Source organism: Falsiroseomonas sp. (assembly GCF_041690465.1).
GTDB lineage: Bacteria > Pseudomonadota > Alphaproteobacteria > Acetobacterales > Acetobacteraceae > Falsiroseomonas.
In genome coordinates, this window is record NZ_JAWLHG010000004.1 from 257,655 (window position 1) to 274,887 (window position 17,233).

General features: G+C 72.0%; 16 protein-coding genes and 1 pseudogene. 13 read left to right on the plus strand and 4 right to left on the minus strand.

Annotated elements, in window-relative coordinates; genetic code table 11:
- Positions 1-80: 80 nt before the first annotated feature.
- From ACESM1_RS07135 to ACESM1_RS07155, 5 genes and pseudogenes are all read left to right on the plus strand, one after another.
- On the plus strand, positions 81-707 hold the full coding sequence (locus ACESM1_RS07135) for a hypothetical protein (protein ID WP_372619001.1): 627 nt from the start codon (positions 81-83) through the stop codon (positions 705-707).
- A gap of 94 nt (positions 708-801) precedes the next feature.
- A complete protein-coding gene (purL, locus tag ACESM1_RS07140; RefSeq protein WP_372619002.1) occupies positions 802-3,015 on the plus strand; it encodes a phosphoribosylformylglycinamidine synthase subunit PurL in 2,214 nt (737 codons plus the stop codon).
- Positions 3,016-3,031: 16 nt separating this feature from the next.
- Positions 3,032-3,265: a BolA family protein gene (locus ACESM1_RS07145; RefSeq protein ID WP_372619003.1), complete on the plus strand. Its 234-nt coding sequence runs from the start codon at positions 3,032-3,034 to the stop codon at positions 3,263-3,265.
- A gap of 34 nt (positions 3,266-3,299) precedes the next feature.
- Entirely contained in the window at positions 3,300-3,638 is a 339-nt protein-coding gene (gene grxD / locus ACESM1_RS07150) for a Grx4 family monothiol glutaredoxin (RefSeq protein WP_372619004.1), read from the plus strand.
- A gap of 95 nt (positions 3,639-3,733) precedes the next feature.
- Positions 3,734-4,267: pseudogene (locus ACESM1_RS07155) on the plus strand (glycosyltransferase family 2 protein); the annotation flags it as partial.
- Between the two features lie 429 nt (positions 4,268-4,696).
- Here the strand turns inward: ACESM1_RS07155 and ACESM1_RS07160 are convergent.
- Positions 4,697-5,674 (minus strand): calcium-binding protein, encoded by a 978-nt coding sequence (locus ACESM1_RS07160; RefSeq protein ID WP_372619005.1) that lies wholly within the window; start codon positions 5,672-5,674, stop codon positions 4,697-4,699.
- A 139-nt stretch (positions 5,675-5,813) separates the two neighbouring features.
- Between ACESM1_RS07160 and ACESM1_RS07165 the strand changes: the two genes are divergently transcribed.
- The 3 genes from ACESM1_RS07165 to ACESM1_RS07175 are packed head-to-tail and all read left to right on the plus strand — an operon-like array spanning position 5,814 to position 8,154.
- Positions 5,814-6,458 carry a CDP-alcohol phosphatidyltransferase family protein gene (locus ACESM1_RS07165; RefSeq protein ID WP_372619006.1) on the plus strand — a complete coding sequence of 215 codons (645 nt, stop codon included), beginning with the start codon at positions 5,814-5,816 and terminating at the stop codon, positions 6,456-6,458.
- Positions 6,455-7,429 carry a phosphatidate cytidylyltransferase gene (locus ACESM1_RS07170; protein ID WP_372619007.1) on the plus strand — a complete coding sequence of 325 codons (975 nt, stop codon included), beginning with the start codon at positions 6,455-6,457 and terminating at the stop codon, positions 7,427-7,429. Before ACESM1_RS07165 ends, ACESM1_RS07170 begins: the two co-directional genes overlap by 4 nt.
- Positions 7,429-8,154 (plus strand): lysophospholipid acyltransferase family protein, encoded by a 726-nt coding sequence (locus tag ACESM1_RS07175; protein ID WP_372619008.1) that lies wholly within the window; start codon positions 7,429-7,431, stop codon positions 8,152-8,154. The genes ACESM1_RS07170 and ACESM1_RS07175 overlap by 1 nt, the downstream gene beginning before the upstream one ends.
- On the opposite strand, the gene ACESM1_RS07180 is transcribed toward ACESM1_RS07175, so the two are convergent.
- Positions 8,126-8,956, minus strand: coding sequence for a sulfite exporter TauE/SafE family protein (locus tag ACESM1_RS07180; protein ID WP_372619009.1), 831 nt, complete (start codon positions 8,954-8,956; stop codon positions 8,126-8,128). The two genes, ACESM1_RS07175 and ACESM1_RS07180, sit on opposite strands and share 29 nt — an antisense overlap.
- 78 nt (positions 8,957-9,034) lie before the next feature.
- Between ACESM1_RS07180 and ACESM1_RS07185 the strand changes: the two genes are divergently transcribed.
- The 4 genes from ACESM1_RS07185 to ACESM1_RS07200 all read left to right on the plus strand — a co-directional run bounded on the left by ACESM1_RS07185 (position 9,035) and on the right by ACESM1_RS07200 (position 12,892).
- On the plus strand, positions 9,035-9,799 hold the full coding sequence (locus tag ACESM1_RS07185; RefSeq protein WP_372619010.1) for a sulfite exporter TauE/SafE family protein: 765 nt from the start codon (positions 9,035-9,037) through the stop codon (positions 9,797-9,799).
- Positions 9,800-9,855: 56 nt separating this feature from the next.
- Positions 9,856-10,557, plus strand: coding sequence for an aspartate/glutamate racemase family protein (locus tag ACESM1_RS07190; protein WP_372619011.1), 702 nt, complete (start codon positions 9,856-9,858; stop codon positions 10,555-10,557).
- Between the two features lie 109 nt (positions 10,558-10,666).
- Positions 10,667-11,239 carry a DedA family protein gene (locus tag ACESM1_RS07195; protein WP_372619012.1) on the plus strand — a complete coding sequence of 191 codons (573 nt, stop codon included), beginning with the start codon at positions 10,667-10,669 and terminating at the stop codon, positions 11,237-11,239.
- A gap of 99 nt (positions 11,240-11,338) precedes the next feature.
- On the plus strand, positions 11,339-12,892 hold the full coding sequence (locus ACESM1_RS07200) for an ABC transporter substrate-binding protein (protein ID WP_372619013.1): 1,554 nt from the start codon (positions 11,339-11,341) through the stop codon (positions 12,890-12,892).
- A gap of 29 nt (positions 12,893-12,921) precedes the next feature.
- Here the strand turns inward: ACESM1_RS07200 and ACESM1_RS07205 are convergent, their stop codons facing one another.
- Positions 12,922-13,659, minus strand: coding sequence for a response regulator (locus ACESM1_RS07205; RefSeq protein ID WP_372619014.1), 738 nt, complete (start codon positions 13,657-13,659; stop codon positions 12,922-12,924).
- A gap of 134 nt (positions 13,660-13,793) precedes the next feature.
- Here ACESM1_RS07205 and ACESM1_RS07210 point away from each other — a divergent pair, with 134 nt between their 5' ends.
- Positions 13,794-16,922 (plus strand): PAS-domain containing protein, encoded by a 3,129-nt coding sequence (locus ACESM1_RS07210; RefSeq protein WP_372619015.1) that lies wholly within the window; start codon positions 13,794-13,796, stop codon positions 16,920-16,922.
- A gap of 29 nt (positions 16,923-16,951) precedes the next feature.
- Here the strand turns inward: ACESM1_RS07210 and ACESM1_RS07215 are convergent, their stop codons facing one another.
- Complete coding sequence (locus ACESM1_RS07215) at positions 16,952-17,191, minus strand: hypothetical protein (RefSeq protein ID WP_372619016.1); 240 nt, start codon at positions 17,189-17,191, stop codon at positions 16,952-16,954.
- Between the last annotated feature and the right edge of the window lie 42 nt (positions 17,192-17,233).

Below are 17,233 nucleotides of genomic sequence, written 5' to 3' on the forward strand. Positions count from 1 at the left end.
CGCCTCTCCGGCACTCTCTCGCCCAGCGGTTGAGGTTGCGCGCTGCACCTCGCCGGCCTGTGCGCGACAGGGGGAAGCAGGTGCCGATCGTCACGCGATACGTCTCCGAACGGGAATACGTCTTCTCGCCCAACGTGCTCGGCTTCCCGAGCATCCAGGGCTGCCATGCGGTGGTTTATGTCACCGATGGCGGTCTGTTCGGCTTCCACAATGCCGGCGGCGAGATGCCGGACAAATACGGGCCGCGGGCCGCCGCCTTCGCCGCCTTCGTCGCCGGTCACCCGAGCGGCGGCGCGCCGGGCCGGGCGATCTACTGCGCCTGCTATGCGACGCCGCGCAATTCGGGTTCCGGCAATTTCAGCGTCCGTGCCTATCCGCAACCGCGCAAGGAGGCCTGGACCGCCGAGGCGGCCGCCTTCGCCGCCGCCGTCGGTTTCACCAACGGGCCGATCTACGGCTTCGATTTCGGGCAGAGCGACCATACCGGGCTGTCCGCCTATTCCGAATTCGCCCGCACCGGCGCCACCTGCGTGATTCAGGTGAAGCCCTGGAGCGAGGCCGACAAGACCACCGCCGTCAACACCGACCATGTCAACATCCAGTATCTCAGCGGCAACGGCCCTGGTCTGACCAACCAGACGCGCACGACCATCACCGCCGTCAACCCGGCCGGGCTGAAGACGGTCTATCCGGAACGGCTGCGCTGACTGCCGGCCCGGCATGGCGCGGCGCCATGCCGGGGTCTGGCCTGCGCGGTCCGGGCTTCCCAACTGAAGCGCGCCCCGCCATGAGCCTGCCCTGATGAACGCCCCCACGCCCCTCGACCCCGCCCGCGCGAAGCAGCTCTCGGCCGAGTTCGGCCTGAAGCCCGATGAATACGAGCGCGTGCTGTCCATCCTCGGCCGCACGCCGGCCCTCACCGAGCTCGGCATCTTCTCGGTGATGTGGTCGGAGCACTGCTCCTACAAATCCTCCCGCGTCTGGCTGCGCACCCTGCCGACCAAGGCCCCCTGGGTGATCCACGGGCCGGGCGAGAATGCCGGCGTGATCGACATCGGCGACGGGCTTGCCGCCATTTTCAAGATGGAGAGCCACAACCACCCCTCCTTCATCGAGCCCTACCAGGGGGCGGCCACCGGCGTCGGCGGCATCCTGCGCGACGTCTTCACCATGGGCGCTCGGCCGATCGCCAACCTGAATGCGTTGCGCTTCGGCAACCCGGACGCGCCGCGCATGAAGCGGATCGTGGACGGCGTGGTGCGCGGCATCGGCGGCTACGGCAATTGCGTCGGCGTGCCCACCGTGGGCGGCGAGGTGAACTTCCACCCGGCCTACAACGGCAACCCGCTGGTCAATGCGATGACGGTCGGCATCGCGCCGGCCGACCGCATCTTCCTCAGTGCCGCGGCCGGCATCGGCAACCCCGTGGTCTATGTCGGATCGAAGACCGGGCGCGACGGCATCCACGGCGCCACGATGGCCTCCGCGGAGTTCAGCGCGGACGCCGAGGAGAAGCGCCCGACCGTGCAGATCGGCGATCCCTTCGTCGAGAAGCTGCTGATCGAGGCCTGCCTCGAGCTGATGGCCACCGACATGATCGTCGCCATCCAGGACATGGGCGCGGCCGGCCTGACCAGCAGCAGCGTCGAGATGGCGGGCAAGGGCGGCGTCGGGATCGAGCTGGTGCTGGACAATGTCCCCCAGCGCGAAACCGGCATGACCGCCTATGAGATGATGCTGTCGGAAAGCCAGGAGCGGATGCTGATGATCCTCAAGCCCGGCCGCGAGGCCGAGGCAGAGGCGATCTTCCGCAAATGGGAGCTGGATTTTGCGGTGATCGGCCACCTGACCGACACCGGCCGCATCGTCATCCGCCACAAGGGCCAGCTGGAGGCCGATATCCCGCTCGCCCCCCTCGAATCGGAAGCCCCGCTCTATAGCCGCCCGACCGCGGAGACGCCGAAGCAGAAGGTGCTCGCGGCGCAGGACATCGCGGACCCGGTCGGCATCACTGCGGCGCTGGAGAAGCTGGTCGGCAGCCTCGACCTCTGTTCGCGTCGCTGGATCTGGGACCAGTACGACAGCACCGTGGGCGGCCAGACCGTGCAGCGCCCGGGCGGCGCCGACGCCGCGGTGGTCAAGCTGGAGGGGCTGAAGCGCGGCCTCGCCATCACCACGGACTGCACGCCCCGCTACTGCCTGGCCGACCCCGAGGAAGGCGCCAGGCAGGCCGTCGCCGAGGCCTGGCGGAACCTGACCGCCGTGGGCGCGCGGCCGCTCGCCATCACCGACAACATGAATTTCGGCAACCCCGAGAAGCCGGAGATCATGGGCCAGTTCGCCGCCGCCGTCCGCGGCATGGCATCCGCCTGCGCCGCCCTCGACTTCCCGGTCGTGAGCGGCAACGTCTCGCTCTACAACGAGACCAACGGCACCGCGATCCTGCCCACCCCGGCCATCGGCGGCGTCGGCGTGCTGGAGGATGCGGCGCAGGCCGTGGGCCTCGCGCTGCGGCCCGGCCTCGACCTGGTGCTGATCGGAGAGACCCGGGGATGGCTCGGCCAGTCCCTCTGGCTGCGCGAGGTCGCGGGGCGGGAGGACGGCGCGCCACCGCCGGTGGATTTGCCCGCCGAGCGCCGCAACGGCGACTTCGTGCGCGGGCTGATCCTCGGCGGCGGCGTCGCCGCCTGCCATGACTGCGCCGATGGCGGCCTGCTGGTCGCGCTGGCCGAGATGGCGATGGCCGGCGACACCGGCGCCAGCCTCGACCCCGCCCCCGCCGGCATCCCCGCCCATGCCTTCTGGTTCGGCGAGGACCAGGGACGCTACGTGCTGGCGGTGGCCGACGCCGCGCCGGTCCTGGCCGCGGCCGCGGCCGCCGGGGTGCCGGCCGCGCGGATCGGCCGAAGCGGCGGCGGGGACTTGGTTCCGGGCCCCGGTTCCTCCATATCGGTGGCGGGATTGCGGGCCGTCCATGAGCAGACGCTTCCCGCGCTTATGGAGGGTGTGGGTTGATGAGGAGTCCGGTCTGATGGCCATGAACGCCGCCGAGATCGAGGCGCTGATCAAGTCCGCCCTGCCCGACGCCCAGGTCACCATCGAGGACCTGGCCGGCGACGGCGACCACTATGCCGCGACCGTGATCTCCTCCGCCTTCAAGGGGCTCTCGCGGGTGAAGCAGCACCAGCTGGTCTATGCCGCATTGCAGGGCCGCATGGGCGGCGCGCTGCATGCGCTGGCCTTGCAGACCTCCGCGCCCGACTGACCCGAACGCAACCCATCCAGGGATACCAGGACAGATGAGCGACCCCGCACACGGCCGCATCCAGGCCGAGATCACCGAGAACCCCGTGGTGCTCTTCATGAAGGGCACGCCGGTGTTTCCGCAATGCGGCTTCTCCGCGCGCGTCGTGCAGATCCTCAGCCACATGGGCGTGCCCTTCAAGGGCGTGAACGTGCTGGAGGACATGGAGCTGCGCGAAGGCATCAAGAGCTTCACCAACTGGCCGACCATCCCGCAGCTCTACGTGAAGGGCGAGTTCGTCGGCGGCTGCGACATCGTCACCGAGATGTTCCAGTCCGGCGAGTTGCAGTCGGTCCTCGAGGAGAAGGGCGTCTCGCCGAAGGCGACCGCCTGAGCTGTCTCGCCCAGGGCGAGCGCTTGGCCTGACACCCATGCGACTGTCGCGGGCTTGATTTGGAGGGCCGGCCGGGCCGCCGCACCTTGCGGCCCGTGCCAGCCCCTTCCGTTTCCATCGTCACCCCCGCCTTCGACGTCGCCGCCTTCATCGGTGACGCCGTGGCCTCCGCGCGCGCCCAGCAGCACCCGGGGTGGGAGATGGTGGTGGTGGACGACGGCTCGCGCGACGGCACCGCCGCCGCCGCCGAGGCCGCCGCGTCCGGCGATCCACGCATCCGCATCCTCCGCCAGGCCAACGCCGGCGTCTCCGCCGCGCGAAACGCCGGCATCGCGGCCGCACGCGGCGCGGCGCTGTTGTTCCTCGATGCCGATGACTGGCTCGCCCCCGATGCGCTGCCCCGCCTCGCCGCGGCGCTGAAGGCGCAACCCGACGCGGCGGCCGCCTATGGCCCCTGGGCGGCGATGGCGGAACGGGCCCGCCCCGGCGACGCGCCGCTGCGGATCAAGTCCGGCCCCTTCCCCGAGGGCGACATCCTCGACTGCCTGCTGGTGCGGAACCTGCTGGTCAATGGCGGCCACCTGCTGGTGCGCCGCGCCGCCTTCGAGGCAGCCGGCGGCTTCCACCCGGAGATCCGCTATGGCGAGGACTGGGAATGCTGGATCCGCCTGGCACTCCGCGGCGCCTTCGCCCGCGTGGAAGGCGAGGCCCCGCTGCTCTTCGTGCGGGAGCGCGCCGGCAGCGCCTTCCGCCGGATGGCGCGCGACCCCGCCTCCTTCGCACCGGCGATGGCGGCGATCTGGGGCAACCCTGCGCTCGCCGCCCGCCTCGGCCCGCGATTCGCCGCGATGAAGGCGCGCGCCGAGGCGGAGAATGCCTGGGTGGTCGGCAAGGAACTCATCCGCCACGGCGCCCAGGCCGAGGGGCTGGCGCGGCTGCGCGCCTCGCTGGCCGCGGCGCCGGGGCCGAAGCGCGCCGCGCTCCTTGCCGCGGCGCATCTCCTGCCGGTTCTGCCGCCGCGCCTGCACGGGCCGTTCCGGCGCTATCCCGCCTGAACGCTACGGCAGCAGCCACCAATCGCCGGTCAGCGTCGCGGCCTCCACGCCCGCGAGCACCGCCACGGTGTGCTGCACCGGCACCTCGCTGCGCTCATAGGTCCAGGAGGAGGGCCCGCTCATCACCGGCACCCAATGCGTCTCGATCCGCACCAGCGTATCGGCGCCCTCCTGGATGGCCAGGATGCGCTCGGGCTGCAGCTCGCGGCGGATCTCCAGCACGTCGCCGGCGACGGCATCGAAATCGGCGATGATCGCCAGCGACGCCTCGGGCAGCGTCGCCCGCGTCTGCCCGACCACGAAGCGGTCGGCGCCCGCCCCGCCCTCGAGCCGGTCCGCGCCCTCCGACCGGCCGCCCTGCAGCGTGTCGGCCCCGGCGCCGCCGCGCAGCAGGTCGTCCCCATCCGCGCCGTCGAGCCAATTGTCGCCCACACCGCCGCTCAGCGCGTCGCCGAACCGGCTCCCGAGGAGATTCGCGATGCCGAACAGCCGGTCGCCCTCCGCATGGCCGAAGCGCCCGATGCCGGTCGCCAGGTCCACCATCACCTTTGCATGCGAGGTCTCGTAGACCGCCCAGTCCCGGCCGGACGGCGCATCGCGGCCCATGCCGCCGATCAGGATATCGGCGCCGAGCCCGCCCTCCAGCAGGTCGTCGCCGGCCGAGCCGTACAGCGTGTCGTTGCCCGGCCCGCCGAACAGCCGGTCGTCGCCGCTGCCGCCGGAGGCGATGTCGTGCCCAACGCCGCAGAAGATCACGTCATTGCCGCGCTGGCCGTCGACGGTGTCGTTGCCGTCGCGCGAATCGTGGATCCGCAGGCCGCCATATATCGTGTCCGCGCCATCGCCGCCGAGCAGGCGGTCATGCGGCAGGCTGCGGTCGGGCTGGCCGACGTCGTTCCCATCGCCCCGGAGCAGGTCGTCACCCGGCGTGCCGGCCTTGAACTGGCCGAGCGGCGGCAGTGGCAGCATCCTCGTCCCCATGCCGTGCTGCCCGGCAGCGGAGCACAGGGCGGCGCCACCTTCCCGTCTTGAAGTGTCGCACCCCGCACCCGGCGCGAAACCGAGCGAAACGACTGAAACGCAGATCCGTGCCATCCTTGCTTCGTCAAGCGAGGAGAGCATGGCGGAGAGCGGCGACAGGCGCCCGATCGCGGCGCGCAACCTGGGCATCACCCAGCGGATGGCAGGCTGGCTGGTGCAGCGCGGCGCCTCGGCCAACGGCATCTCCTTGGCCGGCATGGCGGCTGGCATCGTGGCCGGGCTCTGCCTGGCGGCGACCTGGGAGTGGACGGAGGCGCGGCGCGCGCTCTGGCTGCTCGCGGCGCTGCTGATCCAGCTCCGGCTGCTGGCGAACCTGCTGGACGGCATGGTGGCGATCGGGCGTGGCATCGCCTCGCCGGTCGGCGAACTGTTCAACGAGGTGCCGGACCGCGTCTCCGACACCGCCATCCTGTTCGGCCTCGGGCTGGCTGCCGGCGAGCCGGCGCTGGGGCTGGCAGCGGCGCTGGCGGCGATGGCGACCGCTTATGTCCGCGCCGTGGGCAAGGCGGCCGGCGCGCCGAGCGATTTCCGCGGGCCGATGGCCAAGCAGCACCGCATGGCGCTCGTCACCTTTGTCGCGCTGTGGCGCGGCCTGCTGCCGGATGGCTGGGCGACCGACCTGGTGGTGCTGGCGCTCTATGCGATCCTGACGCTGTCGCTGGTGACCGCACTCCGGCGGCTGGCCGGCGCGCATCGCCACCTCCGCGGGAGCACCGCGCGATGAGCGTCGCCTTCGCCCATCCCGTCACCGTCTGGATCGTCTCGGCCACCGTCGCCGTGGTCGCGGCGGCCGCGGCCGCGATCTTCTGGCTCTCCGCCACCGGGCGCGTGCGGCCGGACCTGCGGAAGGAATTGTGGCTGCGGCTCGGCTCCTGGTGCGTGCTGCTGCCGCTGATGCTCGGCCCGGTGCTGGCCGGGCGGGAATGGACCATCGGCGCCGTCACCATCCTCGGCCTGCTCTGCTACCGCGAATACGCCCGCGCCACCGGGCTGTTCCGCGAGCGGCTGCTCTCGGCCGTGGTCGTGCTCGGCATCGTCGCGGTGAACTTCGCCGCGCTCGATCACTGGTACGGCTTCTTCGTCGCGCTGTTCCCGCTGACCGTCTGCGTGCTGGCGGTCGCTTCCATCCCGCTCGACCGGCCGCAGGGCTACGTCCAGCGCGTCGGCCTGGCGGTGTTCGGCTACGTGCTGTTCGGCGCCGGGCTCGCGCATCTCGGCTACATGGCGAACGACGCGAACTACCGCCCGCTGGTGTTGTTGCTGCTGACCGCCGTGGCGCTGAACGACGTCGCCGCCTTCACCTGCGGCAAGCTGATCGGCGGGCGCAAGCTGCTGCCGGCGACCAGCCCGAACAAGACGCTCTCCGGCGCGCTCGGCGCGGTGGTGGTGACGGCGAGCGTCGTCGCGCTGCTCGGCGCGGCGATGTTCGGCAACACGCCGATGGGCGCGCTGCATTGGCTGGTGCTGTTCGGCGTGCTGGTCAGCGTTGCGGGGCAGTCCGGCGACCTGATGCTGTCCTCGATCAAGCGCGACATCGGCATCAAGGACATGGGCGTGGTGCTGCCCGGGCATGGCGGCATCCTGGACCGCTTCAACAGCCTGCTGCTGGTTGCGCCCGCGGTATTCCACCTCGTGCACTACTTCGTCGGCGTCGGCGCGGGGCAGCCGGTGCGTGTGATCACGGGCGGCGGCTGATGGAATGGAAGCTTCGCCCGGCCCGCGATCTCGGCCTCGCGCCGGCGGACCGCCTGCGCAGCCTGATGCGCGAGCGCGGGCTGGTCGGCATGGCGCTGAACGCCGCCTGGCGCCGCCTGCTGTGCACCTACCTGCTTGTCTTCCACCGCCTTGAGGTGGAAGGGCGCGAAAACCTGCCTCCGCCCCCTTTCGTGCTGATCGCCAACCACACGAGCCACCTGGACGCGCTGACCCTCGCCGCCGCGCTCCGCGGCGAGGCGGCGCGGCAGGCGCATGCGCTGGCCGCCGGCGAGGTGTTCTTCGGCACCGGCGCCGGCGCCGCCTTCGCGGCCTATGCGATCAACGCCCTGCCGATCTGGCGCGGCCGCACCCGGCGCGGCGACCTCACCACGCTGCGCGAAAGGCTGGTGGAGGACCGCCTCGTCTACATCCTGTTCCCTGAGGGCACGCGGAGCCGCAACGGCGGCATGGGTGCCTTTCAGCCGGGCCTCGCCACGCTGGTCGCCGGCACCGGCGTGCCCGTGGTGCCCTGCTGGCTGGACGGCGCGCATGCCGCCTGGCCGCCGCAGCGGCGCTGGCCGCGGCCGGGAAAGCTGCGCCTGCGCATCGGCGCGCCGCTCGCCGTCTCGGCCTTCGCGGCCGATGCCGCCGGGCGTCAGGCGATGACCGAGGCCTGCCGCGTGGCGGTTCTCGGACTCAGCTCAGCAGGCTCCAGAACATCCTGACCACGGTGAGGCCGAGGAACACCGCGAAGGCGCGCTTCAGCACCAGCGGCGGGATGGTATGCGCCAGCCGCACCCCGAGGGGCGCCGCGAGCAGGCTGCTCGGAACGATCAGCGCGAAGCCGATTAGGTTCACATAGCCGAGGCTCAGCGGCGGCAGCAGCGTGTTGCCCCAGCCGCCATAGATGAAGCCGATCGTCGCCGGGATCGAGATGATCACCCCGAAGGCGCTCGCGGTGGCCACGGCGCTGCGGATCGGCGCGCCGAACATGGACAGGATCGGCACGCCCACCGTGCCGCCGCCGATCCCCATCATCGCGCTGACGCCGCCGATGAAGGTGCCGATCGAATGCCGCCGCCTGCCGGTCGGGAAGCTGTCGCGCAGCCGCCAGTCCACTCCCGTGAAGGCCATGTTGGCCGCCACCGCCGCGGCGATCACCGCGAACACCGCCGTATGCGCATCCCCCCGCACCACGACGCCGAGCAGCGTGCCCAGCAGCACGCCGACGCAGATCGAGGGCACCAGGCTGCGCAACAGCGCCACATCCATGGTGCCCCTGGCGAAGTGCTTGCGCGCCGACTGGATCGAGGTGGGGATGATGGTGGCGAGGCTGGTGCCGACCGCCAGCTTCATCTGTACCGACTCCGGAATCCCGAACAGCGGAAAGATGCTGAACAGCACCGGCACGATGACGATGCCCCCGCCCACGCCCAGCAGCCCCGCCAGCAGGCCGGAGACCAGTCCGGTCGCGGCCATCGCCGCCGCCAGCCCGGCCAGCCACAGCGGGTCGTACATGTGTTCCATTGGTCGCGTTGCTTCCTGGCATGTCGCGAAAGGACAGGGGGCGTGCCATAACGCCCGCCCCTCAGGACGTCACCCCGCGTGCCGATCATCACTGACCCGCTTTTCTGGGCTTTGGCCATCCCCGCGGTGTTGCTGACCGGCATCAGCAAGGGCGGCTTCGCCTCGGGCGCCGGCAATTCCATCGTTCCGCTGATGGCGCTCGTCATCCCCGCGCCGCAGGCGGCGGGCATCGCCCTGCCGCTGCTCTGCGCAATGGACATCTCCGGCCTGCGCGCCTGGTGGGGGAAATGGAGCCGGCGGGAATTGCGGGTGATCCTGCCCGGCGGCCTGGTCGGGCTGGCGCTCGGCACCGCGGCCTTCGGGCTGATGAGCGATCGCCAGGTGAAGCTGATGGTCGGGGTGATCGCGCTCGCCTTCCTCGCCCGCAGCCTGTGGCAGGCCCGCCCCGGCCGGGAGGTGCCGCGCCCCGCCGCACCGAGCTGGCTGCGCGGCGGCTTCTGGTCCGCGCTGTCCGGCTTCACCTCCACCATCGCCCATGCCGGCGGGCCGCCGCTGGCGATCTATCTCTATCCGCTGCGGCTGGAGCGCGCGGCGCTGGTGGCGACCAGCGTGGTATTCTTCGGGGTGATGAACTACGTGAAGCTCGTCCCCTATTTCTTCCTCGGCCAGTTGTCAGCGGGCAACCTGCTGACCAGTCTGATCCTGCTGCCGCTGGCGCCGCTCGGCGTGCGGATGGGCGTGTGGCTCTCGGGGCGGATGAGCGACCGCGTGTTCTACCGCCTGATCTACGCCATGCTCGCGGTGACCGGCAGCAAGCTGGTGTGGGACGGGTTGGGGCTATGACGCAGGCATCCGATGGTCGCAGGGCGGAGGCGCCGAGTACCGGAGAGCTGAATCGGATGCGCGAACATCGCATGCTCGGCGTTCTCGGCGGGATGGGCCCGCTGGCCTCGGCGGAGTTCATGCGGCGCCTGACGCTGCTGACGCCGGCCGAGCGGGACCAGGACCACATCCCCGCCGTGCTGTGGTCCGACCCGCGCGTGCCCGACCGCACAGCGGCGCGCATCGCCGGCGGCGAGGACCCGCTCCCCGCCCTGCTGCGCGGCATACGCGGCCTGGAGGCAGCCGGCGCCGGCGCCATCGCCATTCCCTGCAACACCGCGCATGGCTGGTTCGAGGGGATGCAGGCGGCCACCAGACTGCCCATCCTGCACATCGTCGATGCCGCCGCCGACGAGCTGGCCCGCCTCGGGGTGCCGCGCGGCACCATCGGCGTGATGGGCACCGCCGGCACGCTGGCGATGCGGCTCTACCAGGTGCGGCTGGCCTCGCGCGGCTATGAGTGCCTGGTGCCGACCGAGGCGGAGATGGCGGAACTCGTCACGCCCGCCATCGCCGAGGTGAAGCGCAACCGCATCCGGGACTCCTACGCCCCGCTCGCCGAGGCGGCGCGGCACCTCACGGCGCGCGGCGCGCGGGCGGTGGTGCTGGGCTGCACCGAGATCCCGCTCGGCATCGCCGCCGGCCCGGCCCTGCCCTTCCCGGTCTGCGACACCATCGACGCGCTCGCCCGCGCGGCGATCGGCTGGGCGCGAGCCTGACGCCGATACCGCGGCGCGGCGCGCGGCATAACACATCTCCGGTCAAATTATCGCTTTGTTGGCGCAGCATCGGCGTCATAGATGCCCGGAAGTCCGGGAGGCATCACGGGTGGCGGAGTTCTGGGCGGAGTGGGGCGCGGTCGCCTATCTGGCGGCCGCTGCATGGGCGTTCTTCGAGGGCGAGACCTTCGTTCTGGTCGCCGCCGCGGCCGGCGCCGCGACGGGCCTGGTGGATCCGTGGATCCTGATGGTGTCGGTCTGGCTCGGCTCCTTCGCAGGCGACCAGACCTGGTTCACCCTCGGCCGCCGCTTCGGCCCCGCCGCGCTGCAGCGCTTCCCCCGTGCGGAAGCGAAGATGGCGCGCGCCTCGGTCCTGCTGGAGCGCTATGGCGCGCTCTTCGTGCTGAGCTTCCGCTTCCTCTACGGCATCCGCAACATCGCTTCCGCGGCCTGCGGCATCGCCGGGATGGAGCACCGGCGCTTCGCCGTGTTGAACTTCATCGCCGCGGGGCTCTGGGCCGGCAGCTTCGTCGCGGCGGGCTGGTTCCTTGGCGCGCTGCTCGGGCCGGAGCGGCTGTTCTGGTGCCTCGCCGGTGCGGCGGCGGCGGTGGTCGCGTTCATCATCGGCCGGCGCATCCTGCGCGGCCGGCATGCAGAGCCGTTGCCGCTGCCTGCCGAATAGGCGCGGCAAGGCAGTTGGAGGGGGGGCGCGGCAGACGAACCGGGTTGCCCCCGCGGTGCGGCGCGCGCCATCCTTCGGCTTCGCCAGGAGCAAGCCGCCATGCGCCTCGCCGCCCTCGCCGCCAGCCTCGTGCTGCTTGCCGCCCCTGTCGCGGCGCAGGAGCTTCGCATCGGGATCGAGCTGTTCCCCAACAGCCTGGATCCGCACTGGCACAATTTCGGCGGCAACAAGGCCTTCGCGCCGCATCTCTACGAGCCCCTCGTGGCGCTCGACACGCGGCAGCGGCCGGTCGCGGCGCTGGCGACCTCCTGGGCCGCGGAGACGCCGACCTCCTGGCGCATCATCCTCCGCGAGGGCGTGCGCTTCCACGATGGCGCGGCGCTGACCGCGCAGGACGTCGCCTTCACGCTGCGCCGCGCCGCCGCGGTGCCGGGCAGCCCCTCCTCCTTCGCGGTCTATCTCCGCCAGATCACCGCCGTGGAGACACCGGATGCGCGCACCGTGATCCTGCGCACTGCGACACCCTTCCCGCTGATGCCGGTCTATCTGAGCCAGGTGCCGGTGATCTCGGCGACGCGGCCGGACGTCACCACGGCGGACTACGATTCCGGCCGCGCCGCGATCGGCACCGGGCCGTACCGCCTGGCCGGCTGGCAGCGCGGGGAGCGTATCGATCTGGCACGCAACGAGGGCTATTGGGGCGCGGCCGAGCCCTGGGCGCGTGTCACGTTGCGCGGCATCACGCAGCCCGCCTCGCGCGTCGCCGGATTGCTGGCCGGCGACCTCGACCTGATCGATGCCGCGCCGCCGCAAGACCTGCCGCGCCTCACCGCCGATCCGCGAGTGCGCGTCTCCTCCGTGGTGGCGCCGGCCGTGGCGGGCTTTCACCTCGACATGACCGAGCGTGTCCCGCCCGGCATCCGCGCCGCCGACGGCCAGCCGCTGCCGCGCAACCCGCTGACCGATCTCCGCGTGCGCCAGGCGCTCAGCATGGCGATCAACCGCGAGGCCATCGTGGAGCGCGTGATGGGCGGGCAGGCGCGGGTGGCCAGCCAGTTCATGCCGCCAGGGGCCTATGGTCATGCCGCCGCCCTGACGCCCACGCCCTTCGAGCCCGACCGCGCCCGCGCGCTGCTGGCCGAGGCCGGCTTCCCGCAGGGCTTCCAGCTCACCATCCATTGTCAGAACAACCGCTTCGTCAACGACGCGCAGATCTGCCAGGCGGTGGCGCAGATGTTCACCCGGATCGGTGTGCGCACCAGCGTCGATGCGATGCCGCACACCACCCATGTCGCACGCAGCCGCGCCCGCGAGTTCAGCTTCTGGACCGGGCTGTGGAACGTCGAGACCGGCGAGCCGACTTCGCCGCTGGTGACGCTGATCGGCACGGTGGATGAGGCGCGCGGCCGCGGCCAGTTCAACCGGGGCCGCTACTCCAACCCCGCCTTCGACGCGCTGCTCGACCGGGCGCTGGCGGAACTCGACGACGCGAAGCGCGAAGCCCTGCTGGCCGAGGCGACCACCATGGCCTTCCGCGACGTGGCCCTGGTCCCGGTGCACCACCAGATGCATCTCTGGGCGCATCGCGCGGCTGTCCGCCACACGCAGCGACTGGACGGCTACACGCGGGCGATGGACATCCGGCCGAACTGAGGGGCGAACCGAGCGGGCAAGCTGGCGCCCTACCCCGCCTCGGGGTCGAACAGGTAGCCCACCCCCCGCACGGTCCGCAGCGCCATCGGCCGTGCCGGATGCCGCTCCACCTTGCGCCGCAGCCGCATGATCCGCAGGTCTATCGCCCGATCGAAGGCCTCGGGCTCCTCCTCGCCGGAGGTCCGCTCCAGCAGCCAGTCGCGGTGCAGCGCACGGTTCGGGTTCTCGACGAACAGCTTCAGCAGGCTGAATTCGCTCTCGGTCAGCTGGTCGTCGCGGCCTTCCGCGTTGCGCAGCACGCCGGTCTGCATGTCCAGCACCGCCGCGCCGATCCGCACCCGATGCGGCGGCAGCGACTCCGGCGCCGCCACGGCAGGCCGCCCCTCGGCGCCGACCCGGCGCATCACCGCCCGCAGCCGCGCCAGCAATTCGCGCGGCTCGAACGGCTTGGTGACGTAGTCGTCCGCCCCGGATTCGAGGCCCACCACGCGGTCCACCAGGTCGCTCGCCGCCGTCAGCATGATGATGCCGACCGTGGGCGAGAGCCCGCGGAGCCAGCGCGCCAGCGAGAAGCCATCCTCGCCGCCGGGCAGGCCGATATCCACCAGCACCGCATCCGGCATGCCCCGGCCGATCGCGGCGCGGCAGGCGGCGCCGTCCTCCACCCCCTCGACCGTGAAGCCCTGGTTGGACAGGTAGGCGCAGACCGTCTCCCGCTGGAACGGGTCGTCCTCCACCACCAGGAGGGAGATCGTCGCCTCGGCCATGCCCGTGATCCCTTGTATCGCGCCAAGGTTGCAAAGCCGCACCGGCACGTCAAAGGGGAGGCGCGAAACAAACGAAACAGAACTGCGCCCCACGCGACACACCGCCGAGACGCTGGACGGTGCACAGTGCCGCCATGCTGCCCTCGTCCGCCCCCGGCCACACCGCCGAGGCACTCGCCACCCTCCGGGAGGAGGCGCTGGCGCATCTGGCAGGCCCCTTCGCGCTGTTCGACGCCGATGGCCGCCTGGTCTCCGCCAACCCCCGCCTCGCCCAGCTGCTGCCGCAGGGCGACCCGGCCCTCGGCCCCGACGGCGGCCTGGACGCGGTGCTGGCAGCGATTGGTCGCCGCAGTGCCTCGGCCAACCCCTTCTCCTACCTCGATCCGCCCGAGGATCCGGCCTTCTGGCTGCCTGCCGCCGGTACCCTGGAACGCCAGCGCGACTGGCGCACCGCCGAAGGGCTGTGGTTCCGCATCCAGCTTCGCCGCATGCCGCATGGCTGGCTGCTGAGCGCCAGCGAGATCACCGACTTCAAGCGGCAGGAGACCGACCTCGCGGCCTCCCGGCAGCAGCTGCAGACGGTGCTGGACCACATGACCGACGGCGTCCTGATGTGGGACGACGCGATGCGGATCGTCTTCGCCAACAACGGCGCCAGCCGCGTCGGCGAATTCCCCGAGGGCACGCTGCATCCGGGCGCGAGCGTGATCGAGCTGATCCGCATGCGCGAGCGCCGCGGCGACTACGGCCCGCCGCCGGAGACCGAGGCGGAGCTGGAGGCGCGCGTGGCGGCGCGCGCCGCGCTGCTCAACCGGCCGGGCGGCGCCTCCTACATCCGTGCCACCAAGGCCGGCACCTGGGTCGAGGTCACCACCATCCCGCTGGCGCAGGGCGGCACGGTGCTCACCTATCGCGACGTCACCGCCTACAAGCGGCAGGAGGCCGAGCTGACGGCGGCACGCGAGCAGCTGCAGACCGTGCTCGACCACATGACCGATGGCGTCGTCATGTGGGACGCCGATTTCACCGTGCTGTTCTTCAACAAGGAGACGCTGCGCGTCGGCGAGTTCCCGCCCGAGATGGCGTATCCCGGCGTGAATGTGCTCGACATCATGCGGCTGCAGGACCAGCGCGGCGAGTTCGGCCCGCCGCCGAAGGACGCGGTGGAGCTGGAGGCCCGCGTGCGCCAGCGCGCCGCGCTTCTCGCCCGGCCGGGCGGCGTCTCCTACATCCGGCAGACGCCGTCGGGCACCTGGCTCGAGGTGAAGTCCATCCCGGTCGCGACCGGCGGCGCGGTGCTGATGTACCGCGACATCACCGAGCTGAAGCAGCGCGAGCACGAGCTTGCGGCGGCACGGGAGACGCAGCAGCTCATCCTCGACCACATGACGGATGGCGTGGTGCTGCTGGACCACGAGCTGCGCCTGAAGCTCGCGAACCGCGCCGCGGCTGCCTACAACGACGTGCCGCCGGAGCTCGCCGCGCCTGGGGCCTCGGCACTGGATGCCATGCGCTACCGCGCCCGCCGCGGCGATTTCGGCCCGCCCCCCGACGACCCCGACGTGTTCGAGGCGCTGGCGCAGAGCCGCCTCACCCTCGCGCGCAACCCGGGCGCCCCGCCCGAACTCCGGCAGGCGGCGAATGGCGATTGGGTGGAGGCCTCGGCCGTCGCCACCAAGGATGGCGGCGTGCTGGTGATCTACCGCAACGTCACGCGCCTCAAGGCGCGCGAGGACGAGCTGAAGGAGGCGCGCGACGCGGCCGAGGCGGCGAACCGCGCCAAATCCGCCTTCCTCGCCACCATGAGCCACGAGATCCGCACGCCCATGAACGGCGTGCTCGGCATGATCGAGGTGCTGGAACGCACGCCCCCCGGCCCCGAGCAGGCACGCTGCGTGGCGGTGATCCGCGAGAGCGCGGGACAGCTGCTGCGCATCATCGACGACCTGCTCGACTTCTCGAAGATCGAGGCCGGGCGGCTGGAGCTCGAGGCGCTGCCCTTCTCGCTGCGCGGCCTGGTGGAGGGCGCGGTGGATACGCTCGCCGTGCAGGCACGGGCCAAGGGGCTGCAGCTCTTCGCCGATCCGCAGGGCGCCGGGCCGGACCTGGTCGCGGGCGATCCGGTACGGGTGCGCCAGATCCTGTTCAACCTGGTCGGCAACGCCATCAAGTTCACGCAATCGGGCTTCGTGCGCATCCGCGCCACCACCGAGGCCAGCCCCGATGGCGCGGTGGAAGCGCGGCTGGCGGTGGAGGATAGCGGCGTCGGCATGAGCGCGGCGCAGCTCGCCCGGCTGTTCCAGCCCTTCGCCCAGGCCGACAGCTCCACCACGCGGCGCTATGGCGGCACCGGGCTCGGGCTTTCGATCGTGCGCCGGCTGGCGCGGCTGATGGGCGGCGACGTGGTGGTGGAAAGCGAGCCCGGCCGCGGCAGCCGCTTCACCGTGACGCTGCGCCTCGGCGCCGCCGCCTCAGCGCCAGTGGCGGAGGCACCGTCGGTGCCCGCCCCGCGTAGCGGCCCGGCGCCGCGGCTGCTGGTGGTGGACGACCACCCGGTGAACCGCGAGGTGCTGGCACGCCAGCTGGAGCTGCTCGGCTGCGAGGCCGACATGGCCGAGGATGGCGAGCAGGCGCTGGCGCTGTGGCGCGTCGGGCGGCATCCGCTGGCGCTGGTGGACCTGCACATGCCGGTGATGGATGGGCTCGACCTGGCGCGCGCCATCCGCCGGGAGGAGGCCGCCGCGCCGGGCCGGCCGCGCACCGTGCTGATCGCGGTCACCGCCAATGCGCTGAAGGGGGAGGATGAGCGCTGCTTCGCCGCCGGCATGGACGCCTTCCTGCCGAAGCCGCTGGCGCTGGAGCAGCTCGCCCGCGCGCTCGGCCGCCACCTGCCGCAAGGAACCGCCGCGCCGGCGGCCACGGACGAGCCCGGGCTGACGACGCTGTGGGACCCGGATGCGCTGCGCCAGCTGTTCGGCAGCGACGAGGCGCGGCTGGGAAAGCTGATCGCCACCTTCCGGGAGGGCGTTAAGCGCGATGGCGAGGCGGTGCTCGGCGCGCTGGCGAAGGGTGACCTGGATGGGGCGGCGGCGGCGGCGCACCGGCTGAAGGGCGCGGCGCGGATGGCCGGTGCGCGGCGGCTGGCGGAGCTGGTGGCCGAACTCGAAAGCGCCGCGAAACAGGGCGAGATGGAGGCGGCGCGGCGTGCGGCGGCGGCCTTGCCGGCGCTCTCGGAACGGACCCTGGCGGCCGCCGGCGGCTGATCAGCCGCCCCGCGGGTCAGTTGGCGGGGTCAGTCGCAGGCGCAGCCCTCGGTGGGCGTGGCGGCGCCACGGATGACGTGGTGGTCTATCCACTCCGCGACCAGCCGCCGTGCCTCGGTCATCGAGGCCTCCGGGTGATGGATGCGGTACAGAGTGGTGCAGGCGGTGAAGGCGGCCATGTCGTGGCTGCCGCCCTCGCGCAGCTCGCGATAGGCGGTGACCACGGCGCGCTCGCAGCGGCGGGCGATGTGGCTGAAGTCGCGGCCCATCGGACCTCCCGGTTGCCTTCCTCGATCGGCTCGGACGCCACC

What these genes read in the sequence shown, in the direction of transcription:
- purL (WP_372619002.1), top strand. Translation starts at nt 802, where the DNA reads ATGAACGCCCCCACGCCCCTCGACCCCGCCCGCGCGAAGCAGCTCTCG.
- ACESM1_RS07145 (WP_372619003.1), top strand. Translation starts at nt 3,032, where the DNA reads ATGGCCATGAACGCCGCCGAGATCGAGGCGCTGATCAAGTCCGCCCTG.
- grxD (WP_372619004.1), top strand. Translation starts at nt 3,300, where the DNA reads ATGAGCGACCCCGCACACGGCCGCATCCAGGCCGAGATCACCGAGAAC.
- ACESM1_RS07160 (WP_372619005.1), bottom strand. Translation starts at nt 5,674, where the DNA reads ATGGGGACGAGGATGCTGCCACTGCCGCCGCTCGGCCAGTTCAAGGCC.
- ACESM1_RS07165 (WP_372619006.1), top strand. Translation starts at nt 5,814, where the DNA reads ATGGCGGAGAGCGGCGACAGGCGCCCGATCGCGGCGCGCAACCTGGGC.
- ACESM1_RS07170 (WP_372619007.1), top strand. Translation starts at nt 6,455, where the DNA reads ATGAGCGTCGCCTTCGCCCATCCCGTCACCGTCTGGATCGTCTCGGCC.
- ACESM1_RS07175 (WP_372619008.1), top strand. Translation starts at nt 7,429, where the DNA reads ATGGAATGGAAGCTTCGCCCGGCCCGCGATCTCGGCCTCGCGCCGGCG.
- ACESM1_RS07180 (WP_372619009.1), bottom strand. Translation starts at nt 8,956, where the DNA reads ATGGAACACATGTACGACCCGCTGTGGCTGGCCGGGCTGGCGGCGGCG.
- ACESM1_RS07190 (WP_372619011.1), top strand. Translation starts at nt 9,856, where the DNA reads ATGCGCGAACATCGCATGCTCGGCGTTCTCGGCGGGATGGGCCCGCTG.
- ACESM1_RS07200 (WP_372619013.1), top strand. Translation starts at nt 11,339, where the DNA reads ATGCGCCTCGCCGCCCTCGCCGCCAGCCTCGTGCTGCTTGCCGCCCCT.
- ACESM1_RS07205 (WP_372619014.1), bottom strand. Translation starts at nt 13,659, where the DNA reads ATGGCCGAGGCGACGATCTCCCTCCTGGTGGTGGAGGACGACCCGTTC.
- ACESM1_RS07210 (WP_372619015.1), top strand. Translation starts at nt 13,794, where the DNA reads ATGCTGCCCTCGTCCGCCCCCGGCCACACCGCCGAGGCACTCGCCACC.
- ACESM1_RS07215 (WP_372619016.1), bottom strand. Translation starts at nt 17,191, where the DNA reads ATGGGCCGCGACTTCAGCCACATCGCCCGCCGCTGCGAGCGCGCCGTG.